The sequence below is a fragment of the Pinirhizobacter sp. genome, from assembly GCF_036499745.1.
Classification (GTDB): domain Bacteria; phylum Pseudomonadota; class Gammaproteobacteria; order Xanthomonadales; family Rhodanobacteraceae; genus Pinirhizobacter.
The window spans coordinates 20,712-41,678 of sequence record NZ_DASYDG010000018.1 but is presented as its reverse complement, the minus strand read 5'-3'; the positions used below and the strand labels follow the sequence as shown (position 1 = coordinate 41,678).

The window sequence follows — 20,967 nt, the reverse complement described above, 5'->3', positions numbered from 1 at the left end:
ATCGAAGGCGCCCCTCGCGGGGCACCGGAAACTTCAGTTGATCGTGTTGCTGACCGGCTGCCGGCGATCCATCCGCACCGAAAGCCGCTGGACGTTCTGCAGCGACGACAGGTGCGCATGGATGGCGGCGAGGTCGCCGCTGGCGTGCAGGGCCTGCAACGGCTTGCCCTTCATGGCCGCCAGACGGGTGGCGTCGACCACCTGGAAGCCGTCCAGCGTGCTTGATTGGCCCGAGGCGGCCTGCACGTGCAGCGTGCGGGCTTGCAGCAGGTCCAGTTGGTGCAGGCGCGCGGTGAAAGCGCGCGTCTGCTTCAGGCTGACCTGGAAATCGGTAAGGAACTTCACTGCATTGGTCAGCACCGTGGATTCACTGCCATCGGCATTGAACAGGTGCGCGCCTTCCTCGGTACCCAGGCCCGCGAAGGCCTCGTCGATACACACGGTGAAGTCTTCCCCGCCGTCCTTCTCGGCCAGCACGAACGGGTAGCGGCGGATGAAGGCCGGGATGTAGGCATCGACCGCCCAGCCGCCGTCATCGGCAACGAACAGGTTGTCGCCCTGGGACAGGCCCAACAAGACGGCTGGCTGCTCGGCGCCCGGGGCGCCGGCGAAAACGATCGGATAGTCCAGGCTCGCCCGCTGGAACTCGGCCGCTACCAGCGGCACGGAGTTCACCCCGCGGGCGAAGCCGAAGCCCACCGGGGCCGGGGACAAGCGCAGCTGCCGGTGCGCCACGCGGTTCAATTCCCGCGGACGGTCATAGATAAGTAGTTGCTTCACAAGATTCCCCCTGAAGAAAATGTGAACTGTGTCACACATTGTCGGGGTGGGCGTGACCGGGCGTCAATCCGAAATATTCCGGACTGCCCTCCTCCCTCAATGGGGACCCCAGCGCTCACTCAAGGTCCTATAAGGGGATGCGCAAAGGCTCCGGAAAAGACGACACGGAAGCCACGGGCTTGGAGTAACCTCTTCCCGGCAGGGGGAAAATGACATGCGGATGGGCGAAAACGTCATCGCGCCGACGGCCGTGCAGCCGGGCGAGGTGACCCAGTTGCTGCGGCTGGCCGAGATCGGCGAGCCGGCAGCCATGGATGAACTGATGCGCCGGATGTACGGCAGCCTGCGCCGGCTGGCCCGGGCGCAGCTGCGCCACGAGCGCGGCGACTGCACGATGAACCCCACCGAGCTCGTCAACGAGGCGTACCTGCGGCTTTTCCACGGTGGCAAGCTGCCGGACGTCGCCGATCGCGGGCATCTGATCGGATTGGCCGCCCGCGCCATGCGCCGGGTGCTGATCGATTCGGCCCGCCGTCGCCACGCACAGAAGCGGCCTTGCGCCCTGGACCGCACCGGCATCACCCAGCTTGCCGACAACCTGGCCGAACAGGCCTCGCCGGACGAACTGGATGACGCCCTGCGCCAGCTGGAAGCGCTGGATCCACGCCAGGCGAAGATCGTGGAGATGCGTTTCTTTGTCGGCCTGCGCGAAGAGGAGATCGGCGCGGTGCTGGAAATATCGCCGCGTACCGTGCAGCGCGAATGGCGTATCGCCCGTGCCTGGCTGCGGCGGGAGCTGTCCGCCGCCTAGGGAGCGTTTGCGTACTGCGTGAGCAGATCAACCGTGCCCTCGCGCATGTCGCGCATGCTGGCATTGAGCGTGGCTGGATCCATGGCAACCAGTGGATCCATGTAGCGCTGGCGGATGGCCTGGGCCTGGGCCGTCTGGTGCAGCCTTTCAAGTATCTCGAAAAGGCGCGTGGCGCTTTCCAGCGTGTGCGCGTCCATGGTTCCCAGCACGCGCTGCCGGTTGGCCAGGGCCTGGGCGTGGACGTCGCGGGCAGCGGCGAGTTCGCCGGCCTGGGTGTGGATACGGGCGATCAGGTCGAGGGTGCCGAAGGTGACCGGGTGGTCCATGCCCAGGGTGCGCCGTTGGGCAGCAAGCGCCGCGGTGGCCAGGTCCAGCGCCTGGGCATATTTTCCCTCGTGCGAGAGGAACCCGGCCAGGCTCGCCTGGGCGAACAGGGTATCGGGGTGGTCGGGCCCCAGCACGCGCCGGCGCGCCTCCAGGATCGACCGCTGCAGGGTGGTCGCGCCAGCCCAGTCGTCGGTGCGGGTGAGCAACCGGACCATGGTGGTCATCGATCCCAGCGTGTCCGGCTGGTCTTCGCCCTGAGCCTGGCGTCGTACCCGGATGATGTGCTCCAGCAGTGGCCGCGCTTCGTCGAACTGCTCAAGGCGCACCAGATTGGCGGCGACCAGGTCTTCGTCGCGCAAGGTGGCCGGGTGATCGAAGCCGAAGCGGCGTTCGTGCGCGGCGGCCACCGTGCGCGCCAGCGCCAGTGAGCGTTCGTACTCGTTGCGATAGTTCAGCAGCGAGGCCAGGGTGGCCTCGGCATCGAGGGTATCGGGGTGGTCGGGACCAAGAGCCTGCGAGGACACCGCCGCCAGCGGCTCGATGATGGCGGTAGCCTCGTCACGGCGGCCCAGCCGGATCAGGGTGGCCACGCGCTCGCGCCGAAGCTGCATCAGGCGTGGATCAGATGCCGGAAGTTGGGACGACAGGCGGCCATCGAGGGCCTCCTGCGCGGCGAGCGCGGGTATCAGTTCACCGCCATCGGCCATGGCGCGGGCGCGGCCCGCCTCGGCGGTGGTACGCAAAACATCGTCCGGCCCAAGCGTCTGCGCATTGGCGAGGGCGGCCTCGAAGGCAGCGCGTGACTGGCCGAACTGGCCCGAAAGATCCAGCGCACGGGCCAGGTCCACCCGCGCCGACAACACGGCCGGGTCGCCTGCCGGAAGCAGGCGCGTTCGCACGTCCAGCACCTTTTGCAACTCACGTACTGCATGACCGTAGCTGCCGATGGTCACCAGCACGCGCGCCAGCGACTGGCGCAGGCTCGCGCCCAGCAGCGGTTCGTCGGCGAAGCGGCCGTCAATGGCGTCCAGCGCATGGGACACCACGTGCACGTCCAGCGATTCGCGCGCCAGATCGCTGAAACCCAGACCGGAAATCACCGCGGCGCGATCCCCCAGTTGCCGGCGTTCGCCGTCGGCCAGCCCATGGCCCATCGCATCGATATCCACGCCTTCGAGCATCGATTGCTCGAAGGCCACCGCGCGTTCGAGTTCATGCTGCCGGCGGGTGGCCAGGCGTTCCTGCGTGCGCGCCTGGGCCAGTTCGTACAGTGACACGCCCAGACCGGTGACGATGGACACCGCCAGCAACGCGCCAGCGGCCACGCCAAGGCGATTGCGGCGCACGAAACGGCTGGCACGGTAGGTGGGCGTGGCCTTGCGCGCATGCACCGGCCGGTGCTCGAGGAAACGGCGAAGGTCTTCGGCCAGCTCATGCACGCCGGCGTAGCGGTCTCGCGCCTGCCGGCGCATGGCCTTCATCACGATAGTGTCGACGTCTGCCGGCACCGGCGCGCGCGCCGCCATCGAATCGGCATCGCCACGCGGGCTTCGGCTCGGTGGCGGGAAGTCGCCGCTGACGATGGCACTGGAAAGATGGTGCGGGGTCACCAGGTCCTGGAAGGGCCGGCGGCCGGCCACCAGCTGGTACAGCACTACGCCGAGTGAATAGACGTCCGCCGCGGTGGTGAGGCGGCGCTTCTGCACCTGCTCGGGGCTGGCATAGGCCAGGGTGAGCGCGTCGCCGTCGCCACGCTCGGTGTCCGGGGCGTCGTTGAGCATGCGCGCGATGCCGAAATCCAGCAGCTTCGGTTCACCGTCCGGGGTCACCAGGATGTTCGCCGGCTTGATGTCGCGGTGGATGATCAGGTGGCGGTGGGCGAACTCCACCGCCGCGCACACCTTCAGGAACAGGGTGATGCGCTGGCGCAAGGTAAGCGATTTTTCCTCGCACCAGTCGTCGATGCGCTCGCCCTGCACGAACTCCAGGGCCAGGAACGGGCGGCCGTCGGCCAGCAGGCCGCCATCGAGCAGGCGGGCGATCCCGGGATGTTCCAGGCGCGCCAGCAGGTGGCGTTCCTGGGCGAAGCGCTCGAGCAGCGCGGGAGAATCCTCCGCGGCGGCATTGAGGAATTTCAGCGCCACCTGCTGGACGAAGCCGCCGTCATTGCGCGAGGCAAGGTACACCACGCCCATGCCGCCCTCGCCCAGGCGTCGGATGATCTGGTAGTGGCGCGGCGCGGCGGCCTGGGCGCTAAGGCCCGAAAGATCCACGGGATTTTCCAGCGCGTGCGGCAGGCCGGCGGTCACCTCGATCGCATCGAGCATCCAGCCCACTTCGGCGATCAGCGCGGCATCGTCACCGGCACGCTCGCGCACGAAGGCCATGCGCTTGCCTGGCGGTAGTTCCGCCGCTGCATGCGCAAGTTCTTTCGCCCGCCGATAGCGTTCGTCGTTGGCCCCGTCCATGCCGCCCCCTGGCCCAGGGGGCAATTATAGGCACGAGCAGGCTATGGGGTCTGCACCGGGGCGAAGGTGCCATCGCCCTGCAGCATCAGCAGCTGCCCGGAGCGGATGTCGAAGCTCATGCCGGTGAGCTTGAGCGCCCCGGATTCCACACGCTCGGCGAGCCACGGGAAGGTCATGAGGTTGCCCAGCGACAGTTTCACCGTTTCGTATTCGCACTCGGTATGGACGTCTTCAGGCGCACGAGCCAAAACGCGGAACTTGGCCGATTCGGCAATGCGCATCCATGGCACAAGGAAATCGCCGCCTTGCGCAGGCGGGCCATCGAGCAGCACACGGATGCCACCGCACATGGCGTGGCCCATCACGATCAGATCCTTCACTTCCAGCACGCGAACGGCATATTCCAGCGCCGCGCTGGTGGCATGGAAAGCGGTATCGGGCTCGTAGGGCGGAACCAGGTTCGCCACGTTGCGCAGGATGAACAACTCACCGGGCTCGGCGTCGAAGATCATCGTCGGATCCACCCGGCTGTCCGAACATGCAATGACCATGGTCTGCGGGTTCTGGCCTTCGTCGGCCAGGCCTTCGAAGGTCTTGCGGCGCTCAGGCCATTGGGTGGACCGGAACCGCGCGTAGCCGTCGAACAACTTCTGCATGGGTATTGCCCCGCGTCGTGAATAAAGCCCTGTCATGTTACGCCGATCAGCGTGCAGGCGACGTTCGCGACCGTACGGAATATCCCTCGGTGGCCGATGGCAGGCGGCGCGGGCGGCGCGGGCGGCGCGGGCGGCGCTATGATGCGCCAACCTGCCCTGCCCGCCGGTCATCCCATGCGCTGGATCCTCGCTGCCTTCACCGCCCTGATGGTGCTCGTGTGCTTCACCACGAAATCACCCGGGTTGCTCGGCCTTTGCCTGTTCCTGGGTTTGGCCGGGATCATCGCCACGGCACTGGCCTTCGCCCAGGAGCGCATCGAGGGCAACGCCAAGCCCGAGGTGCTCAACGCCTACGAGATGAAGAAGCTGCGCGATTCGATCGCCAAGCCGCCGGTGGAAAAACCCTAGGGCCGGGAATGGGGAGCCCGTCCGGTGAACCGATCCAGCCTATGTTTAACCCGTGTCAAAAAAAGGGCCGACGCGGCGCCGCTCTCATAATCGTTATCGACCCAGCGCATCGTATGCGTCCGTACCCTCCGCATCCGGTCGTGACTCAAACGACTGCCAGCCATTCGTTCGAATGTACGAGACTTCATCGGCGGTCACTGGCGTAAGCCACACAAGTACCGTCCGTGGCTCGATAGGAAAATTCACCTTTACCATGCTCATCAATTGTCTCTCTTCGTAAGGTCGCAATCACGGCATAGGACCTGACCGTTTGATGGCGAGCCTTCACACCTTTGGATAGCCGATTCGATGGGCAACTGGATAACGTAGCGTTTCCGCTGGAAGTGCAAATCTCGCATATGAAGAAAATAATTGAATTAGCTGAAAGATCAGGAATGGTCCATCTCATGCCGCAACGCGCTCTCTTCAAAGTCCAAGACGCCCTTTATTTGCTCTTCTACTATGTAGTCCAAGAACGGTTGGATCGGAGTAGAGGCGGGTATCTCAACTGCAATTATGCCTACGTATTGGTTATATTCTGACTTGCCGCCTAGCGCTACTATATCCGCACGCATCTTCTCGCCCATCGATAAGACGGAAGGCACGATTCTAAAGGTCGAGTTCTTTGACGGTTTTATAAGCTCGCCGAAATTCAGCGCGCCATTTTCATTTGCTACAGATGGAAACACTCCCAGGCTTCGACGAATACCCTTCTTTAACCTGCTCATCCGTCCACATATTGAACGGCTCATCTAGGCCGCGCTGAAATACAGCTAGTTGCGAGTAGCTGACGTAAAGATCGAATCGACAAGACATGGCTCATTCCTTGATCTTATTCCCAAGGCGATCTCAAACGGCTCCGTCATGACATGGTTCACCTACCTATGCGAGCTTTCTGAGAAATATCCAAAAGCCGCCCGGCGAGAGGTCTGCGCGATCCACGACTACTATTCTATGTGAAATATTAAAATCGTCGGAGAAGTCGGCGATTACCTCTGTCTCGATGCACGATATGTCTTCAATTATTGGATCAGGAAGGACGGAATCTACGAAGAATGTAAGCTCGATCCGCTTTCCAATGGCTATCGAACATGACACAGCAATGAGTTGTGAAAATACCTCGCCAATTAACGCCCGATTTACGCTGAGGATGATATCCGATCTCAAGTGGTCATTCATTGGTCTGGTCTCGATGGAACAATATGACTACCATCCCTTCCATAATGAATTATCCCATTATTGGTTGGCTTTGCATTTCCTGCAGGATCAACGTAGGTGCCGATGTTCTGCCCGAAATCTATTCGTTCCTTCGAGCCCGGCAAGCCCGTATTGATCTTTCCTACCTGCTGCCCTGTACCAGCGTGCCTTGCTAGTACCGAAGGGTCATTACAATTTTGCCCTTCAAGCTATAGCTTCAGCCTGAGTTTTCGATAGTCCAGCCTCATTACGCGATCCAATGTGGGCACAAAGGCCGCCAATCCTTGAGTTTGCATAGCCTGCAAGAACGCAATGTCATCGTGCAAGAGCCGAAGTTCCTCCTTTAGTAGAGGATGATTTGCCATCCTTTCCTCAAAGCCTTCGTCGGGTGGGTCAAGGTCCATCGCATTCTGGATGAACAGATATAATGTATCCCGTCGCGATTGTACGGATTCGATTACCAGCACAAGATCTCGTTGCTCAATATAAGTCAGAAGATTGCAAGCGATGTTGACCGCGTCAATTGCAGCCGATGTATAGGCAGAGGAATGATCCTCTGAGTCTGGCATTACCTTCTCGCACGCTGCTACGCTGACAAAGAGATTTACCGGAACAACACCGGTTTCCAAAGTTGACCAGCACTGAGCAAGCGCCGCGCGAAGCTCACCACCCCCGATCGAACCCGTCTCAGATTGGAACTGTAAGAAGCCCGATAATGCCCGTTCGAACAGGCATACGCCGAACGCGAGTCGCCCGGTTTCATCTAAAACTTCTAGGTCAGTCAAGATATTTCGAAAATCGAAAGATTTCTGCATCAGATACCTCTATCTCATTCTTTCAAGCGCGACAACGGCACAACGCCTTGTTGGTTCAGCACTTTAGCGCAGGATGGACAAATGGGACGGCTCGCGGCTGTCCCTGTAGGCGTCAACCCCATATTTCTTGCAGCATTGATGCCGTTCACCTCGGCGTGCGTACCAGCCGCTCCTTTAATAGCAACCTCACCCTCACCCAACATTGCAATCGCAGCTGGCCGCAGCCGTTGCTCACTGGATGAGACGATTTTCATGCCCTCCTTCGTTTCAGTGACTGCAACGGTTACTGATCGTTGTGTGCGCGTACCCATTGCTCCTGCAATTGACGCGGCCCTCTCTGCTGCCGAGGCTCCCTCAGCGGAATTGATGGCCAATCTTCCAAGCGCCCCAAGGCGGCCTACTGGAAGTACACCCGCTACCTCCATGGCCCAGCCGCCAACCCCACAACCCTCCGTTGCACATGTGTATCCCGGAACAACAATGCCAACGAACTTTTGGCTCTCTGAATATGTCAGGTGTACCGCTTCCGTCGGCATACCCATTGTTGCCTGCCTGCCGTCAGGGTCAATGTTGCGGATCGGATTATTATTGCCGTAGGTGAATCGTCCAAAGGTCATGACTTGACCGGCAATGGGCGCTATAGGATCAGCCGATAAGAATCGGCCTACGACGGGGTCGTAGTAACGCTGCTGCATGTAAACAAGGCCGGTATCGGCATCATTCACATGCCCGGTATACCCGGGCCCTTGCTCGGAAGCTCCAAGTACCTGCTCCCCATAAGGCCGATAGTCCACTGTGGTCAGGACAACGCCCTTCTCGTCGGCTGTGACCAGGGGCGTACCTTGCTCATTCGTGTAGTAGTACGTGACTTTCTCGGCCGCCCAGGCGTTCCCTAGCGAACCTAAAAACAAGGCAAGAAGCACCCCGCCTTGCCTGATCACACCAGCGAGCTCGCGTGTGCGCCACCCACCGAACAGCCCGCGCTTCCGAAGATTCTTCATGACATTTCTCACCTAAGTTGAGTTGCGGCCGAGCCCATCACATCGCTTCTGCGCTCGCTCTCAACCCGAGTGGAACTCCGCGTCATAGCTGGGGCTCCACGCCGAACACCCCGTGGCATTACATGCCCGAATCCGATAGAACACGGTGCCAGTCACTCCAATGACGATGCCTGTGTAAGTAGTGGCGGGCCCCCTGTAGATCATGGAGGGCGGCCTTCCCGGCTTCGTTTCCTCAACCTCGTACGAGGTTGCCTCGCTCATTGCATTCCACGACGGCGTGTAGCGGCCCTTGCTTAGGGGGCTAAGCAGCGTGATCCTGAAACCGGTGGGCGTTGCCGGCACAAGGGCCACGGCCACGGATGCCGTGGTGCTCCAGGGTCCGCAGCCACCCGCGTTGCAGCCCTGCACCCGATAGCCATACGTACCATTCGTTTTGCCACAGATATTCAACGCGCCCGAACCGTTGTTCGCAATGGTCGTCCAGTCGCCCCCGTTGACCTGTTCCTGCATCACGTAGCTGGTCATGTCGCCCACGCCGCCCCAGTTGACGGTGTAGCACCCATTGCTGCTCGATGCGGGCGCGGCAATGTTCGGTGGAGCTGCCGGCGGCAACGTGATGGCCGCTGAACCGCTGGGCCCATACTCGCCGCAGCCGTTGCCGTTGCACGCTTTAACCCGGTACGTGTAGTAACCCGAGCCGCCTGCCGTATAGCTGAAGGAAATATTCGGCCCGTTGTAGATCGCCGCGAAACCACCACCATTGACGCTTTGCTCAAGCGAGTAACTCGTCGCGTAGGGGGAGTCAGACCAGCCAATCGCTATGGCGCCGGTGCTGGATGCCGGCACACTGATGGCGGCAGGAGCAGGCGGGATATGGGCAATCACCGCAGTGGATATCGAGGACACATTGCTGCATCCATTGGCATTGCACGCCCGCACCCGATAGTCATAGGTAGCATCGGCGGGATAGCTCAGGGTAAACGTAGTCGCCGCTGCGTTATGAACTGTTGCCCAGTCGCTGCCATTGGCTCGTTGTTGTAACTCGTAACGGACCGTATTGACGACGGTGGTCCACGTCACGCCAATACTTGCCAAGTCTTGGGCAGCCGTTGCGGTAAGGCCCGCCGGCGTATCCGGCGCAAGCACCGACGCCGGGACATGGTACGTGCCTGATTGCGCCAGAAGCAGGTTGTCATGGCCAAACGGTGAGATGCCGTGGACAAATAGCGTTTCATCGCCGTGGCCGGCACGGATTGCCTCGGTGATCGGTATGACGAAGCGGTAGCTGCTCCCCGTCGCCTGGCAGGCCGACGCGATACTTGGCTCACTAGGCTGTCCCGAGGCGTACTGACCCACTACAGTTCCAGTTCCAGCCGGGCCGTTTAAGTACAGCGCAACCTGGATCGGCGTAGCCAATCCCGTTGAGCACGCCCACCCCGTAAGCGAGGCATCCTGGCCGTTCATAACAACACCATCGATGCCGCCAATCACCTTGCTTACATTGGTTTGCGTGCTGGCGACCAGCTTTCCGCCGAGATGAATATAGTCGGTGCCAGCCAGCGTCGCGGCATCGTACTGCCAGAGCAGCGTGCCGTCCTGACCATACGCATAGTAAATGGGACGCCCCGAGGTCGGCGACTTCTTAACGCGGCGGCCGGCAGCGTCATAGACGAAGTCGTCGTGGCCGCCAATCTGCGTCAGGCGATTGGCCTGGTCAAACGTGAAGACCACACCGTTCTTGTTAATCACGTTACCGCGCTCGTCATAACCGAAACTGAGCAGATCTGTCGGGCGAGACACCGAGCTCAGCAAGTTGTCCGCCGCACCATATTTGTAAGTGCTCAGTTGCCCGCCGGTAGTGAGCGTTCGAATGTTGTTGAGCGCATCGTAGGTGTAGGTCTCGGCGACGTCCCAAAGTGAGCTGGTCGCCGAGACCAGGCGATTGAGCCCGTCATAGGCCATGGACTTCGTGCGCTGACCGGAGGCCATGTCGGTCTGACTAACGATATTGGCGTTGGCGTCGTAGGCGAAATCCTGGCTTAGCGCGATGGCGGCAGCCTTCTGGTAGCCGAAATGCTTAAGCGACTGCCGTTCGTTGAGCTCTGAGTAGTATTCAGCACCGTTGCCCAGACCGAGATATTGGAGGGTGCCATTGGCGAAATACGTCGCCCCCGTCGCGTAAACACCTGCCTGTGTGGGGCGACCGAAGGCATCCGGCGAAAAGGAGATGGTTTTGTCATCAGGATACGTTAGCTCCGACAACACACCGTTCGCGTCGTAACCCAGCCGGAACGGCCATGCAAAGTTGTCGACAGTGAGCGTTTGAGCAGCCAGTAAGTCGAGCTTGTTGTAACCGAACATCCATACCGCGCCGTTCGACTCGGACTTCTGCACCTTTCCCGTGGGCGTGTACCAAAGTTTCGTTGCGGCGGTGCCACCGGGGTAGACGATATCCGTCACTCGATTCATGGCGTCGTAGACCATGGTGGTACGCGAAGCGGGGGGTGCCTGTGCCCTTGCACAATCACTACCCGGATCCGATAGACTCACCGCCACGCCTGATGCCGTCCAGGCAAGGTTACCGGCCTCGTCATAGTCCATGATCGTGCTGCCCGTTTCGGGCTCCGTTGTCCGGCACACTCGGTTTTGGGTGTCGTAGACGGTCGTTTTGGTGATGGATAGGCCACCACCGCTTTGCGTCATTCGGCGGGGATTGCCGTACACATCTCGATCGATAACCTGAAGGACTCCCTCGGGCGCCTGCACCCGAATGGGGCGATCGAATGACGGTTCGTCAAACACCTGGAAACTGCTGGTGGTTACCGCGCCGCGCGGGTCCGTAATGGAGAGTCGTGCGCCTGACAAATAATGGGTGGTCGTAAAAAGCGCACCCTGATTCACGCCTGGCTCGGCATCTTGAATGGTCTGGCGGACGCGACCCCCTTCGTCGTAGACCGTCTTCATGCCCCTGGGCCCTGCAACAATGCCAGGAGCGCCATACCCCGGGTAGGAGACCAGCGTCTTGTTCCCTCGCCAGTCAAAATTGGTTTGTGTGCTGATGGTCGCGCCCGAGCTGGCGGATGCGGTAGTGGCCAACACTGGTTGCATCATGGCGTCGAAGTGCATCGTGTCGACGCGATCGCCCTGGCTTATCACTCGCTTCCAGTGGTTTCCCTCTATACCCAGCTCCCCAGGCACATAAAAGTAATCGAAGACCTTCGGTGCCCAGGGACGGGAATCGCCTTCTGGATAAGTCATGGCGCGAAATCTGCCGCCACCATCGTACCCATAGCCGATCGTGTTTCCGCTTGGGTCCGTCGAGGACGCCACCTGTCCGAAATCGTTGATCGTGAACGACTGGACACCACCGTCCGGAAAATCTATCTGCTGAGGAATGCCGAAGCGATAATTCCCGAACGTGGTCTGATGACCATTCCCGTCCGTGAAGCTCGAAAGCTGCCCCAGGGCGTCAAACGCATAGCGCATGGTCAACTGACCAAACTCGGACCGGGTTGCCGGCAAACTGGAGGCTGCGTCGTAAGTCATTTGTACGTCGACACGGCCACCGTCAGTAAGATTGATGCGCTGAAGCGGGAGTCCAAGCAGCCAGTGCGCCGTATCGTTCAAATACGATGTCTGCTCGTGGATACCTGTTGGGTTGACCGAAGAGAAGCGTTTGGTCTTGATGGTATTGCCATAAGCGTCGAACGCTTCGGCAGCCCAGGTATAGACATCGCCTTCCCGGGTGGTGATGGACTTCTGGATCAACGGTGACCACTGCTGCGACGTCGCCCGGTTTACCCGGCTTTGTATGGCATCACCATACGCCGTAGGCCAGCCTCCGCTCGTTGCTGCGTAGACGCTGCTTTCCTGGTTCAGCACGGTCGTTCCCGCCGCGCCAGCATAGGCAACGACATTGAGGAGCTGGCCCTCGGTTACGTCGAATTTATTGCTGAACGTATAGCGGGTGGTGCGTTGTTCCGGATCGATTACGTCCGTCCATAACGTCGTGTTGCATCCGCTTGTACATTCGCTGATCCAGCTCTGGTTCGGCGGTGAATAGTGGAACGTCCACGCGCGTGCACTGATGCCAGCGCCGTTGAAGGATTTGCTTGTGGTGACATAGGGATAGTACACACGAGGTATAAGAGCGTAAGCGCCATCTCCACCGACGGTTGGGATCCCTATGCACTCTTTGGGAACGGCCGATCGGCCGCGCGTCAAAGGCTCGACCACGAACGTGCCCGACAGCCCCGATGGGTGAGTTATGGTGCCGGTGAAACGACCCTCCCAGAGTTTGGCCGGGACATCGCACGTCCCTCCTAGAGTGAATTGGTGTGCAGAGGCGAGTTCGCCCAATTGGAAGCCCCAGGCTCCACCGTCTGGTCGGGTTACGCCATGAAGCACTGGAAACGGGCCTTCGCCATAGGCGTATGTCCAGGTGCGACTACCCGACGCTGTGACGATGGCAGCGGACTGCACGCGATGCGTGCCGGCGGTGTAGGTCAGGTCGACCCGACGCCCATCGCTCGCGACAATGGAACTGAGATCGTTGCCGTTGTAGTTGTATGCAACATAGTTGCCAAATCTATCTTCCACCCGCGTAACCAGCATGGTGGCTTTGGCGCGACGTACAAAGTCGTCCTTGTTAGCATTCGGCGAGACAACAGCGTCCTGCACGTCATCGCCGTCTTCCAGAACGTCATCGCTTGCCGGCGATGCATAGTCGTGCCGAGCTGCCAGAGGACCTGAACCAATCGGCCGCTCCATGCCCGCTGCCCACCCGTAGGCAATATGGTTGAACGTGTACTTGGTGCCGTCTGGGGCAACAGCAAGAAACGCTTCTCCTGGATCGTTGTCGGTGGCAGGCAAGCACGAAAGCATCCAGTTTTGCTTGGTCACGATCGGAAACGACATGCCGTCCATTTGCGGCGAAAGCGTGTTTGCCGAGGTCCGGCGTAGAAGCTCCTGGCTTCCCGAGCCAGGCACGATAAGTTGGTAGCCGTGCCACCAAGTATCTGGCTCCCAGGGCGCGCCACCATTTGAAGCAGCAACCGTAGGTGGTCGACCAAACAATGTGCACCGACGGTAATTGTTCGCCGTTTGCACCACCCATGGCTTATCTACCCGAAGGCCCGCCGTGATCGTGGAGATTCGCGGAACGTCCAGTTCCCAGTCGCCGAAGGCATTGTCGGCACGCCCTTCTCGCTCGTCGATCCCTGTTACCGCGAACGTGCGCGTGATTTCAATCAAGGGCCCCCGCCCCGGCAACGAGATGTCTGTTTGCCGGAAACTCAATTCACCGTTATAGAGGCTGATGGATTCCCCGAACGGGTTCTGCCCAAGGGGTGCGATATCGTCACGTACGTGGACGAGCTTCTTGTATTCCTGTTCCGGAGTTAAGAAATCCGATGCTTCGCTTTGTGCGGGAAGAAGCCCCTGTGCGGCTAGAACAATGAGTAGTAACAAAGAACGGCGCATACCTGCGCAACGAACGTCCGACATCTAATTCCCCTGCGTCTGCCTGCACCATCCAAGGCGCAAGGAACATAGCAAGAACTTACGATGCGGTCACCAAGCAAAATGACGGTATTCACGTTCAAATGAATCAAACCGCAACTTTTTAGTTCTAGACACCGAAATGCGCGCTCTCACCGTCAACTGCATTGGACAGAATGGTGACGCCTACGTGCGCACGATCGCTACTCGTGCTTCAAGCACGGCAACCCAATCCGGTGCCTGCGCGCACGCCTCACGCATGCACGCTATCTCCGACTTCCATCGACCCAGTGCCTCGGACGAATACGCCACCCGCAGCTCGTGATGAACCAGGTCGTTCCTCCGCTGCCGGATCCGCCCCAGGCGACGCAACCAGCGGCGGAACTCCACCAGGGTTTTGTCCCTTCGATCGTAAAGAAGCTGTGCTACTTCGTGCAGGGTCGCCAGCTGGCTGGTTAAATTCAATCGCCTTAATACAGGTTGCGAAAGCTCAAGGCTTGCACTGGTCAGGCAGGCGGCCATGCACGAATCCAGGCAGGACTCCACACGCGCGGTAAGTACCATGATCTCGCCGACCAGGGCGTAGAGTTCGCTTTCGTCCGTGACTTGCATCGATGCTCCGGGGGCGGTGCCACCCCGGGAAGGGGTGGCGACGTGCCGGGTTCGAAAAACCGCGCAAAACGAAACGGCTCGGGCTAAGCCCACACCGGCACGCCGCCATAGACGACGCACGGGCGCCGCGAATTGCTCGCGGCGCCCGCCGTTTTACAAACGGGTTTTCGAGACCCGGTTACCTCGACCGAGGTAACCGGACCATGGTGCCGTCCGCGACGCTGGCAGTCGATAGTAAGCGTCTCAAAGTTCACCAACGCTTTCCATCGCAACTTGCTCAATATCTCGTTCCAAGTAAGCCGCCGATGATTGGTTCACCAACCGGCTTCCCACCTGGCACGAGGATCTTTTCAGTCGCGGATGCTCACATCCTTCGTCTCCCGCACGAACAGCAGCCCGATGACGAACGTCATCAGCGCCACGCCGATCGGATACCACAGCCCGTAGTAGATATCTCCCTTCCAGGCCACCAGCATGAAACCGATGGTGGGCACGAAACCGCCGAACCAGCCGTTGCCGATGTGGTACGGCAGGCTCATCGAGGTATAGCGGATGCGCGTGGGGAACATCTCCACCAGCCATGCGGCGATCGGCCCGTACACCATGGTTACGTACAGCACCAGGATGGTCAGCAGCAGCACCAGCATCGGGTAGTTCGACTGGGTCGGGTCGGCTTTCTCCGGGTAACCGGCGGCCTTCAGGTCCGTACCCACGGCGGCGGTGAATGCCTTGGCCTTGGCGGTGAAGTCCGCCTTGGCCATGCCTGCACCTTCAAAGGCGTCCACCGTGGTGCTTCCAATTTTCACCTGCGCCACGGAGCCAGAGGGTGCATCCATGTTGGTGTAGGGAATGCCCCGCTTCGCCAGCACGCTCTTGGCCACGTCGCACGAGCTGGTAAAGGTCTTCTTGCCCACCGGATCGAACTGGAAGCTGCAGCCCTTTGGGTCGGCCACCACCGTCACCGGGGAAGCCGCGGCGGCGGCTTCAATAGCCGGGTTGCCATAGTGGGTAATGGCCTTGAAGATCGGAAAGTACGTGAGTGCGGCCAACAGGCAACCGGCCAGCACCACGGGCTTGCGTCCGATCTTGTCCGACAGTGCACCGAACACCACGAAGAACGGCGTGGCAATCAGCAGCGCCGCGGCGATCAGCAAGTTGGCCGCGGTGGAGTCGACCTTCAGGCTCTGGGTAAGGAAATACAGCGCGTAGAACTGGCCGGTGTACCAGACCACGGCCTGGCCAGCGGTGGCACCGAGCAGCGCCAGGATCACCAGCTTGAGGTTGGACCACCTGCCGAAGGCTTCAGTAAGCGGAGCCTTCGAGCCCTTACCCTGCTCCTTCATCTCCTTGAAAACCGGCGACTCCTGCAACTGCAGGCGAATATAGACCGACACACCCACCAGGATCGCCGACAGCAGGAACGGGATGCGCCAGCCCCAGGTCTCGAAGGCTTCGGTGCCCATGCTGAAGCGCATGCCCAGGATCACCAGCAATGACAGGAACAGGCCGAAGGTGGCCGTGATCTGGATGAAGCTGGTGTACAGCCCGCGCTTGCCCATCGGCGCATGCTCGGCAACATACGTTGCCGCCCCGCCGTACTCACCGCCCAGCGCCAGTCCCTGCAACAGCCGCAGGATGATCAATATGATCGGCGCCGCCCATCCGATGGAGGCGTAACTGGGCAACGCGCCCACCAGGAAAGTGGACGTACCCATGATCACGATGGTGATCAGGAAGGTGTATTTGCGGCCGATCAAGTCGCCCACCCGCCCGAACACGATGGCGCCGAAGGGACGCACGGCGAAGCCCGCGGCGAAGGCCAGCAGGGCGAAGATGAACTGGCTGGTCTCGTTCAGCCCACCGAAGAACTGCTTGCCGATGATGGCGGCCAGTGAGCCATACAGGTAGAAGTCGTACCACTCGAAAACAGTACCCAGGCTCGACGCGAAGATGACGCGTTTATGGCCGGTAGCGAGCGTTCCGTCGGCGCGGACGCCGGATGGGCTTGTTGCCATGGTGCACCCCTGGTGGGTTCGCAGTTATTTACGAAGTGCGCTTGTGCGAAAAATGGCGACCCTTGCAGGCCGCCATCTTCGTTCTAGAACTTGTAGTTGCCGTTGAGGGTGACCTGGTTGCCCTGCGTGGTCTGCCGCGTGGTGCCGTTGGTCGTGGAATCAAGCTTCGCGTGGATCCACTCAAGGCTAAGGTCGTACGGCCCCGTGGTGTACTGCAGGCTCAATGCCGACTGACGGTTCTTCAGTAGCCCGGTGGAACCATGGGACAACCACTTGATCACGTCATCGGAGTCGGGCTTGCTCTGCGAGTAGAAGCCGTACACCGACCAGTTGGGCGTGAATTTGTAGCCGACCTGCGCGTAGCCACCCTTGTCGGCGATGTCGCCGAACTGGGAAAGATCGCCAAACACTTCGCCCAGGCCGTTGCCGGCATAGGCCAGCGCCTTGAACACCCAGCTACCGGGCATCCACTGCGCACCGGCTTGAATGCCGGTGCTCTTCACGTCGGTCTTGACCGGGGTGGGCGTGGTGCCGTCGACGCCGCGCAGGTCCACCTTGCTGTAATGGGCGGCCACGAAGGCCAGCCATGTCTTGTCCTGCACGTGCAGGCGGGCTTCGTATTGTGGGTTAAAGCCCACATTGCCGGCGGTGGTGTAGTTGTTGGTCGACCCCGGGCTGCTCCATGTGCCGCCGTAGGCACCAAGGTCAAGGCGCCAGATCGGGCCTTCGCTGCCGTGGTTGAGTTCCTTCATCCAGGAAATACCGCTGAAACGCCAGCCGGTGAAGCCGGTGCCGTAGCCCAGTGGGAAAGCGATGTGGGACAGCGATACCGGGGTCATGTCCAGCGGGAACAACAGGTCCCACTGCTGGCCGATGCGGAACGTCGAGCCCGTCGTCGGGTTGGCGATATCGATATAGGCCTGGCGCAGGCGCGGCGTGGGCTGCGACTGGGAATAGGCGCCCGTACCGTTGAAGCCGCCGAAGAAGTCCATCTCGATGCGGCCGCCGCCGGTCCAGTCGCCACCGAACTTGGCGCCGGTGAAGTCGAGCCAGAAGCGCGTATTGCGCACATCCACGCCCGTGAGCGAATCATTCACGTGCCCGGCTGATCCCGGAATCGGGAATTCGGCATTCTGGCCGTTGCCGTAGGTGAAACCCTTGTTCTGGCTGAAGGCGCTGGCGTTGATGAAGCCATGCAATGCCACCGATACGCCCGGTGCGCTGGAGAACACAGGCTTCGGCGGCGGCGTGGCTGCCACCGTGGCGACCCTGGTCTCGGTGGCCTGGGCCTGGGTCTGCGCGGCCTGCGCCGTGGCGGTGGCCTGCGCGGTGTCGGCCTTCTGTTCCTGGATCATCTGTTTCAGCTCGGCCAGTTCCTGCTCGAGCTGATTGACCCGTGCCTCGAGCTTCTGCTCGCGGACGGTAGCTTTCTTCGTGGACGATTGCGCCTGCACCGCGGTGAACGGAAGCAACAGGGCACAGGCAATTCCCAGGGCAAGCACCTTTCGGCTGCCGACATGGATCGTGTTCATCGCGGGCTCCCCAACCATTGGCGTGCCGAGCATGGCCATGGGGGCGGCAAGGGTGCTATTCGCCAAAGGTCGAAACTCGACCAAAGTCGTAAGGTCCGCCGTACATCGGTGTCGCATCGCAACAGCTACACTCGGCCTCCCGCCAATGGTGTCTTATCCCCCTATGCCGCCCGCCCGGCGGCGCGCTGGAGTCCATGCATGTCCAAGCCGTCCCACAGCCTCTCTGCCGACCAGTACCAGTCCATGTATGCCCGATCGGTGGACGATCCCGACGCCTTCTGGAAGGACATGGCCGGCAGGCTCGACTGGACGCGTGCACCCACGAAGATCTCCGATGTCTCCTGGGACGCGAAGGATCTTCATATCAAGTGGTACGAAGACGGTCAGCTGAACGTCTCGGCCAACTGCCTTGACCGGCACCTGGACAAGCGCGGCGACAAGACGGCGATCATCTTCGAGGGCGACGACCCGGATGAAACCCGCAAGCTTACTTATAAGGAGTTGCACGGGGAGGTCTGCAAGTTCGCCAACACGCTGAAGAACCTTGGCGTGGGCAAGGGCGACCGCGTGGCCATCTACCTGCCGATGATCCCGGAAGCGGCCGTGGCGATGCTTGCCTGCGCGCGCATCGGCGCCATCCATTCGGTGGTATTCGGCGGCTTCTCGCCCGAATCACTGGCCGGCCGTATCTCCGATTCGGGCTCGCGCCTGGTGATCACGGCCGACGAGGGTACGCGCGGCGGCAAGAAGATCCCGCTCAAGGCCAATGTGGATGCAGCGCTTGCCAAACGTGGCACCGATAGCGTGGAAACGGTGATCGTGGTGCGCCGCACCGGTGGCGCGATCGCCATGCAGTCGCCGCGCGACCGCTGGTACCACACGTTGATGGAAGGGCAGAGCGCCGATTGCCCCGCCGAACCGATGAACGCGGAAGATCCGCTGTTCACGCTCTACACCTCAGGCTCCACCGGCCAGCCCAAGGGCGTGCTGCACACCAGCGGCGGCTACCTGGTTTATGCCAGCCTCACCCACGAGCATGTGTTCGACCTGCGCGAGGACGACATCTACTGGTGCACCGCGGACGTGGGCTGGATCACCGGCCACAGCTACGTGGTGTACGGGCCGCTGGCCAACGGTGCCACCGTGGTGATGTTCGACGGCGTGCCGAACTATCCTGATTTCTCCCGCTTCTGGAACGTGGTCGACAAGCACAAGATCACCTTGTTCTATACCGCCCCTACCGCCATCCGCGCGTTGATGCGCGAAGGCGATGCGCCGGTGAAGAAAACCTCGCGCAAATCGCTGCGCATCCTGGGCACCGTGGGCGAGCCGATCAACCCGGAAGCCTGGGAGTGGTACTCGCGCGTGGTGGGCGACGGCCGTTGCCCGATCGTAGATACCTGGTGGCAGACCGAAACCGGCGGCATCATGATCACCCCGCTACCCGGCGCCATCGAAACCAAGCCGGGCTCGGCAACGCTTCCCTTCTTCGGCATCGTGCCGGCGGTGGTAGACACCGACGGCAAGGAACTGGACGGCGCGGCCTCGGGGAACCTGGTGATCACGCGCTCATGGCCGGGCCAGATGCGCACGGTGTATGGCGACCACCAGCGCTTCATCGACACCTATTTCAAAACCTATCCCGGCCGCTACTTCACCGGCGACGGGGTACGCCGCGATGAAGACGGCTACTACTGGATCACCGGCCGCGTGGACGACGTGATCAATGTCTCGGGTCATCGCATCGGCACCGCGGAAGTGGAAAGCGCGCTGGTGGCGCATCCGAAAGTGGCCGAGGCGGCCGTGGTCGGCTGCCCGCACGAGATCAAGGGCCAGGGCATCTACGCCTTTGTCACCTTGAATGCCGGGGAAACCGGAAGCGATGCGTTGCGCAAGGAGTTGATGGCCGGTGTGCGCACGCAGATCGGTGCGATTGCGATGCCCGATTACCTGCAGTGGGCGCCGAGCCTGCCCAAGACACGCTCGGGAAAGATCATGCGCCGCATCCTGCGCAAGATCGCCGAGAACCAGCCCGACCAGCTGGGCGACATTTCCACGCTCGCCGACCCGAGCGTGGTGGCCAATCTCGTCAATGAGCGGCTGGTGAAGTAAGGCTGACCATGGCCGACGTCCTTATCGCCGATGACCATCCGCTGTTCCGCGACGCTCTTCAGCGCGCGGTGCTGGCGGCTTTGCCTGGCGCGCAGGTGTATACAGCCGATAGCGTGGATGCGCTTTTAGTGCTGGTGGAAGGCCACGCCGACGCCGACCTGCTGCTGCTGGACTTGCATATGCCTGGGGCCCGCGGCTATTCGGCACTGGCGCATATCCGTGGCCAGTATCCGAGTTTGCCTATCATCGTGGTTTCCGGACACGAGGAATCGCAGGTGGCCCATCGCGCCATCGCCCATGGCGCCTCGGGTTACATTCCCAAGTCCGCACCCGTGGATCAGATCGTTCGGGCGATTCACGCGGTGCTCGACGGCGACGCCTGGTTGCCGCCGCAGATGATCGGCAACGGCAGCGCGCTGGATCCCAGCGAGGAAGATATCGCCGCGCGTGTGGCCTCGCTTACGCCGCAGCAATTCCGCGTGCTGAACATGATCGCCGAGGGGTTGTTGAATAAGCAGATCGCTTATGACCTTGGGGTGTCAGAGGCCACGGTGAAAGCGCATATGACGGCGATCATGCGGAAGCTTGGGGTGTCGAACCGGACGCAGGTGGCGTTGGCGGCGAGTCATTTGGCGGTGGAGCCTGCGGGGACGCCGCCGGGTTGAATGCGCGAGGGCGTCGGTCTGTCGCCTGTT

15 protein-coding genes and 1 pseudogene are annotated in these 20,967 nt (G+C 61.2%); 4 read left to right on the top strand and 12 right to left on the bottom strand.

All coding sequences use genetic code 11. The annotated features are described in order from the left end of the window. Positions 1-33 precede the first annotated feature (33 nt). Complete coding sequence (locus tag VGM61_RS06660; protein WP_331521965.1) at positions 34-780, bottom strand: SapC family protein; 747 nt, start codon at positions 778-780, stop codon at positions 34-36. A gap of 214 nt (positions 781-994) precedes the next feature. Between VGM61_RS06660 and VGM61_RS06655 the strand changes: the two genes are divergently transcribed. After that, positions 995-1,591 (top strand): ECF-type sigma factor, encoded by a 597-nt coding sequence (locus VGM61_RS06655; RefSeq protein WP_331521964.1) that lies wholly within the window; start codon positions 995-997, stop codon positions 1,589-1,591. Here VGM61_RS06655 and VGM61_RS06650 read toward each other — a convergent pair. Then, positions 1,588-4,386, bottom strand: coding sequence for a protein kinase domain-containing protein (locus VGM61_RS06650; protein ID WP_331521963.1), 2,799 nt, complete (start codon positions 4,384-4,386; stop codon positions 1,588-1,590). The genes VGM61_RS06655 and VGM61_RS06650 overlap by 4 nt on opposite strands. 41 nt (positions 4,387-4,427) lie before the next feature. Continuing rightward, entirely contained in the window at positions 4,428-5,042 is a 615-nt protein-coding gene (locus VGM61_RS06645; RefSeq protein WP_331521962.1) for a carbonic anhydrase, read from the bottom strand. 138 nt (positions 5,043-5,180) lie between these two features. Between VGM61_RS06645 and VGM61_RS06640 the strand changes: the two genes are divergently transcribed. Next, on the top strand, positions 5,181-5,450 hold the full coding sequence (locus VGM61_RS06640) for a hypothetical protein (RefSeq protein ID WP_331521961.1): 270 nt from the start codon (positions 5,181-5,183) through the stop codon (positions 5,448-5,450). 428 nt (positions 5,451-5,878) lie between these two features. Here the strand turns inward: VGM61_RS06640 and VGM61_RS06635 are convergent, their stop codons facing one another. From VGM61_RS06635 to VGM61_RS06605, 9 genes and pseudogenes are all read right to left on the bottom strand, one after another. Next, the gene (locus VGM61_RS06635; RefSeq protein WP_414694811.1) at positions 5,879-6,217 is read right to left on the bottom strand and encodes a DUF4265 domain-containing protein; all 339 of its coding nucleotides are present in this window, start codon (positions 6,215-6,217) and stop codon (positions 5,879-5,881) included. Continuing rightward, positions 6,156-6,305 (bottom strand): competence protein ComJ, encoded by a 150-nt coding sequence (comJ, locus tag VGM61_RS19520; protein ID WP_414694810.1) that lies wholly within the window; start codon positions 6,303-6,305, stop codon positions 6,156-6,158. The genes VGM61_RS06635 and comJ overlap by 62 nt, the downstream gene beginning before the upstream one ends. 359 nt (positions 6,306-6,664) lie before the next feature. Next, positions 6,665-6,853 (bottom strand): annotated as a pseudogene (locus VGM61_RS19515) (polymorphic toxin type 50 domain-containing protein); the annotation flags it as partial. 42 nt (positions 6,854-6,895) lie between these two features. Next, positions 6,896-7,501, bottom strand: a complete 606-nt coding sequence (locus VGM61_RS06630; RefSeq protein WP_331521959.1) for a DUF416 family protein — start codon at positions 7,499-7,501, stop codon at positions 6,896-6,898. Positions 7,502-7,515: 14 nt separating this feature from the next. Then, positions 7,516-8,502 carry an RHS repeat-associated core domain-containing protein gene (locus VGM61_RS06625; RefSeq protein WP_331521958.1) on the bottom strand — a complete coding sequence of 329 codons (987 nt, stop codon included), beginning with the start codon at positions 8,500-8,502 and terminating at the stop codon, positions 7,516-7,518. Between the two features lie 60 nt (positions 8,503-8,562). Beyond that, complete coding sequence (locus VGM61_RS06620; protein WP_331521957.1) at positions 8,563-14,007, bottom strand: hypothetical protein; 5,445 nt, start codon at positions 14,005-14,007, stop codon at positions 8,563-8,565. Positions 14,008-14,187: 180 nt separating this feature from the next. After that, positions 14,188-14,613 (bottom strand): hypothetical protein, encoded by a 426-nt coding sequence (locus VGM61_RS06615; RefSeq protein WP_331521956.1) that lies wholly within the window; start codon positions 14,611-14,613, stop codon positions 14,188-14,190. 350 nt (positions 14,614-14,963) lie between these two features. Then, complete coding sequence (locus VGM61_RS06610) at positions 14,964-16,628, bottom strand: MFS transporter (RefSeq protein WP_331521955.1); 1,665 nt, start codon at positions 16,626-16,628, stop codon at positions 14,964-14,966. 83 nt (positions 16,629-16,711) lie between these two features. Next, positions 16,712-18,160 (bottom strand): hypothetical protein, encoded by a 1,449-nt coding sequence (locus VGM61_RS06605; protein WP_331521954.1) that lies wholly within the window; start codon positions 18,158-18,160, stop codon positions 16,712-16,714. Between the two features lie 198 nt (positions 18,161-18,358). Here VGM61_RS06605 and acs point away from each other — a divergent pair, with 198 nt between their 5' ends. Both acs and VGM61_RS06595 read left to right on the top strand, forming a co-directional pair. Further along, on the top strand, positions 18,359-20,272 hold the full coding sequence (acs, locus tag VGM61_RS06600; protein WP_331521953.1) for an acetate--CoA ligase: 1,914 nt from the start codon (positions 18,359-18,361) through the stop codon (positions 20,270-20,272). Between the two features lie 8 nt (positions 20,273-20,280). After that, on the top strand, positions 20,281-20,937 hold the full coding sequence (locus tag VGM61_RS06595; RefSeq protein WP_331521952.1) for a response regulator transcription factor: 657 nt from the start codon (positions 20,281-20,283) through the stop codon (positions 20,935-20,937). Positions 20,938-20,967 lie beyond the last annotated feature (30 nt).

What these genes read in the sequence shown, in the direction of transcription:
- VGM61_RS06655 (WP_331521964.1), top strand. Translation starts at nt 995, where the DNA reads ATGCGGATGGGCGAAAACGTCATCGCGCCGACGGCCGTGCAGCCGGGC.
- VGM61_RS06650 (WP_331521963.1), bottom strand. Translation starts at nt 4,386, where the DNA reads ATGGACGGGGCCAACGACGAACGCTATCGGCGGGCGAAAGAACTTGCG.
- VGM61_RS06645 (WP_331521962.1), bottom strand. Translation starts at nt 5,042, where the DNA reads ATGCAGAAGTTGTTCGACGGCTACGCGCGGTTCCGGTCCACCCAATGG.
- VGM61_RS06640 (WP_331521961.1), top strand. Translation starts at nt 5,181, where the DNA reads ATGATGCGCCAACCTGCCCTGCCCGCCGGTCATCCCATGCGCTGGATC.
- VGM61_RS06635 (WP_414694811.1), bottom strand. Translation starts at nt 6,217, where the DNA reads ATGAGCAGGTTAAAGAAGGGTATTCGTCGAAGCCTGGGAGTGTTTCCA.
- comJ (WP_414694810.1), bottom strand. Translation starts at nt 6,305, where the DNA reads ATGTCTTGTCGATTCGATCTTTACGTCAGCTACTCGCAACTAGCTGTA.
- VGM61_RS06630 (WP_331521959.1), bottom strand. Translation starts at nt 7,501, where the DNA reads ATGCAGAAATCTTTCGATTTTCGAAATATCTTGACTGACCTAGAAGTT.
- VGM61_RS06625 (WP_331521958.1), bottom strand. Translation starts at nt 8,502, where the DNA reads ATGAAGAATCTTCGGAAGCGCGGGCTGTTCGGTGGGTGGCGCACACGC.
- VGM61_RS06620 (WP_331521957.1), bottom strand. Translation starts at nt 14,007, where the DNA reads ATGTCGGACGTTCGTTGCGCAGGTATGCGCCGTTCTTTGTTACTACTC.
- VGM61_RS06615 (WP_331521956.1), bottom strand. Translation starts at nt 14,613, where the DNA reads ATGCAAGTCACGGACGAAAGCGAACTCTACGCCCTGGTCGGCGAGATC.
- VGM61_RS06610 (WP_331521955.1), bottom strand. Translation starts at nt 16,628, where the DNA reads ATGGCAACAAGCCCATCCGGCGTCCGCGCCGACGGAACGCTCGCTACC.
- VGM61_RS06605 (WP_331521954.1), bottom strand. Translation starts at nt 18,160, where the DNA reads ATGAACACGATCCATGTCGGCAGCCGAAAGGTGCTTGCCCTGGGAATT.
- acs (WP_331521953.1), top strand. Translation starts at nt 18,359, where the DNA reads ATGTCCAAGCCGTCCCACAGCCTCTCTGCCGACCAGTACCAGTCCATG.
- VGM61_RS06595 (WP_331521952.1), top strand. Translation starts at nt 20,281, where the DNA reads ATGGCCGACGTCCTTATCGCCGATGACCATCCGCTGTTCCGCGACGCT.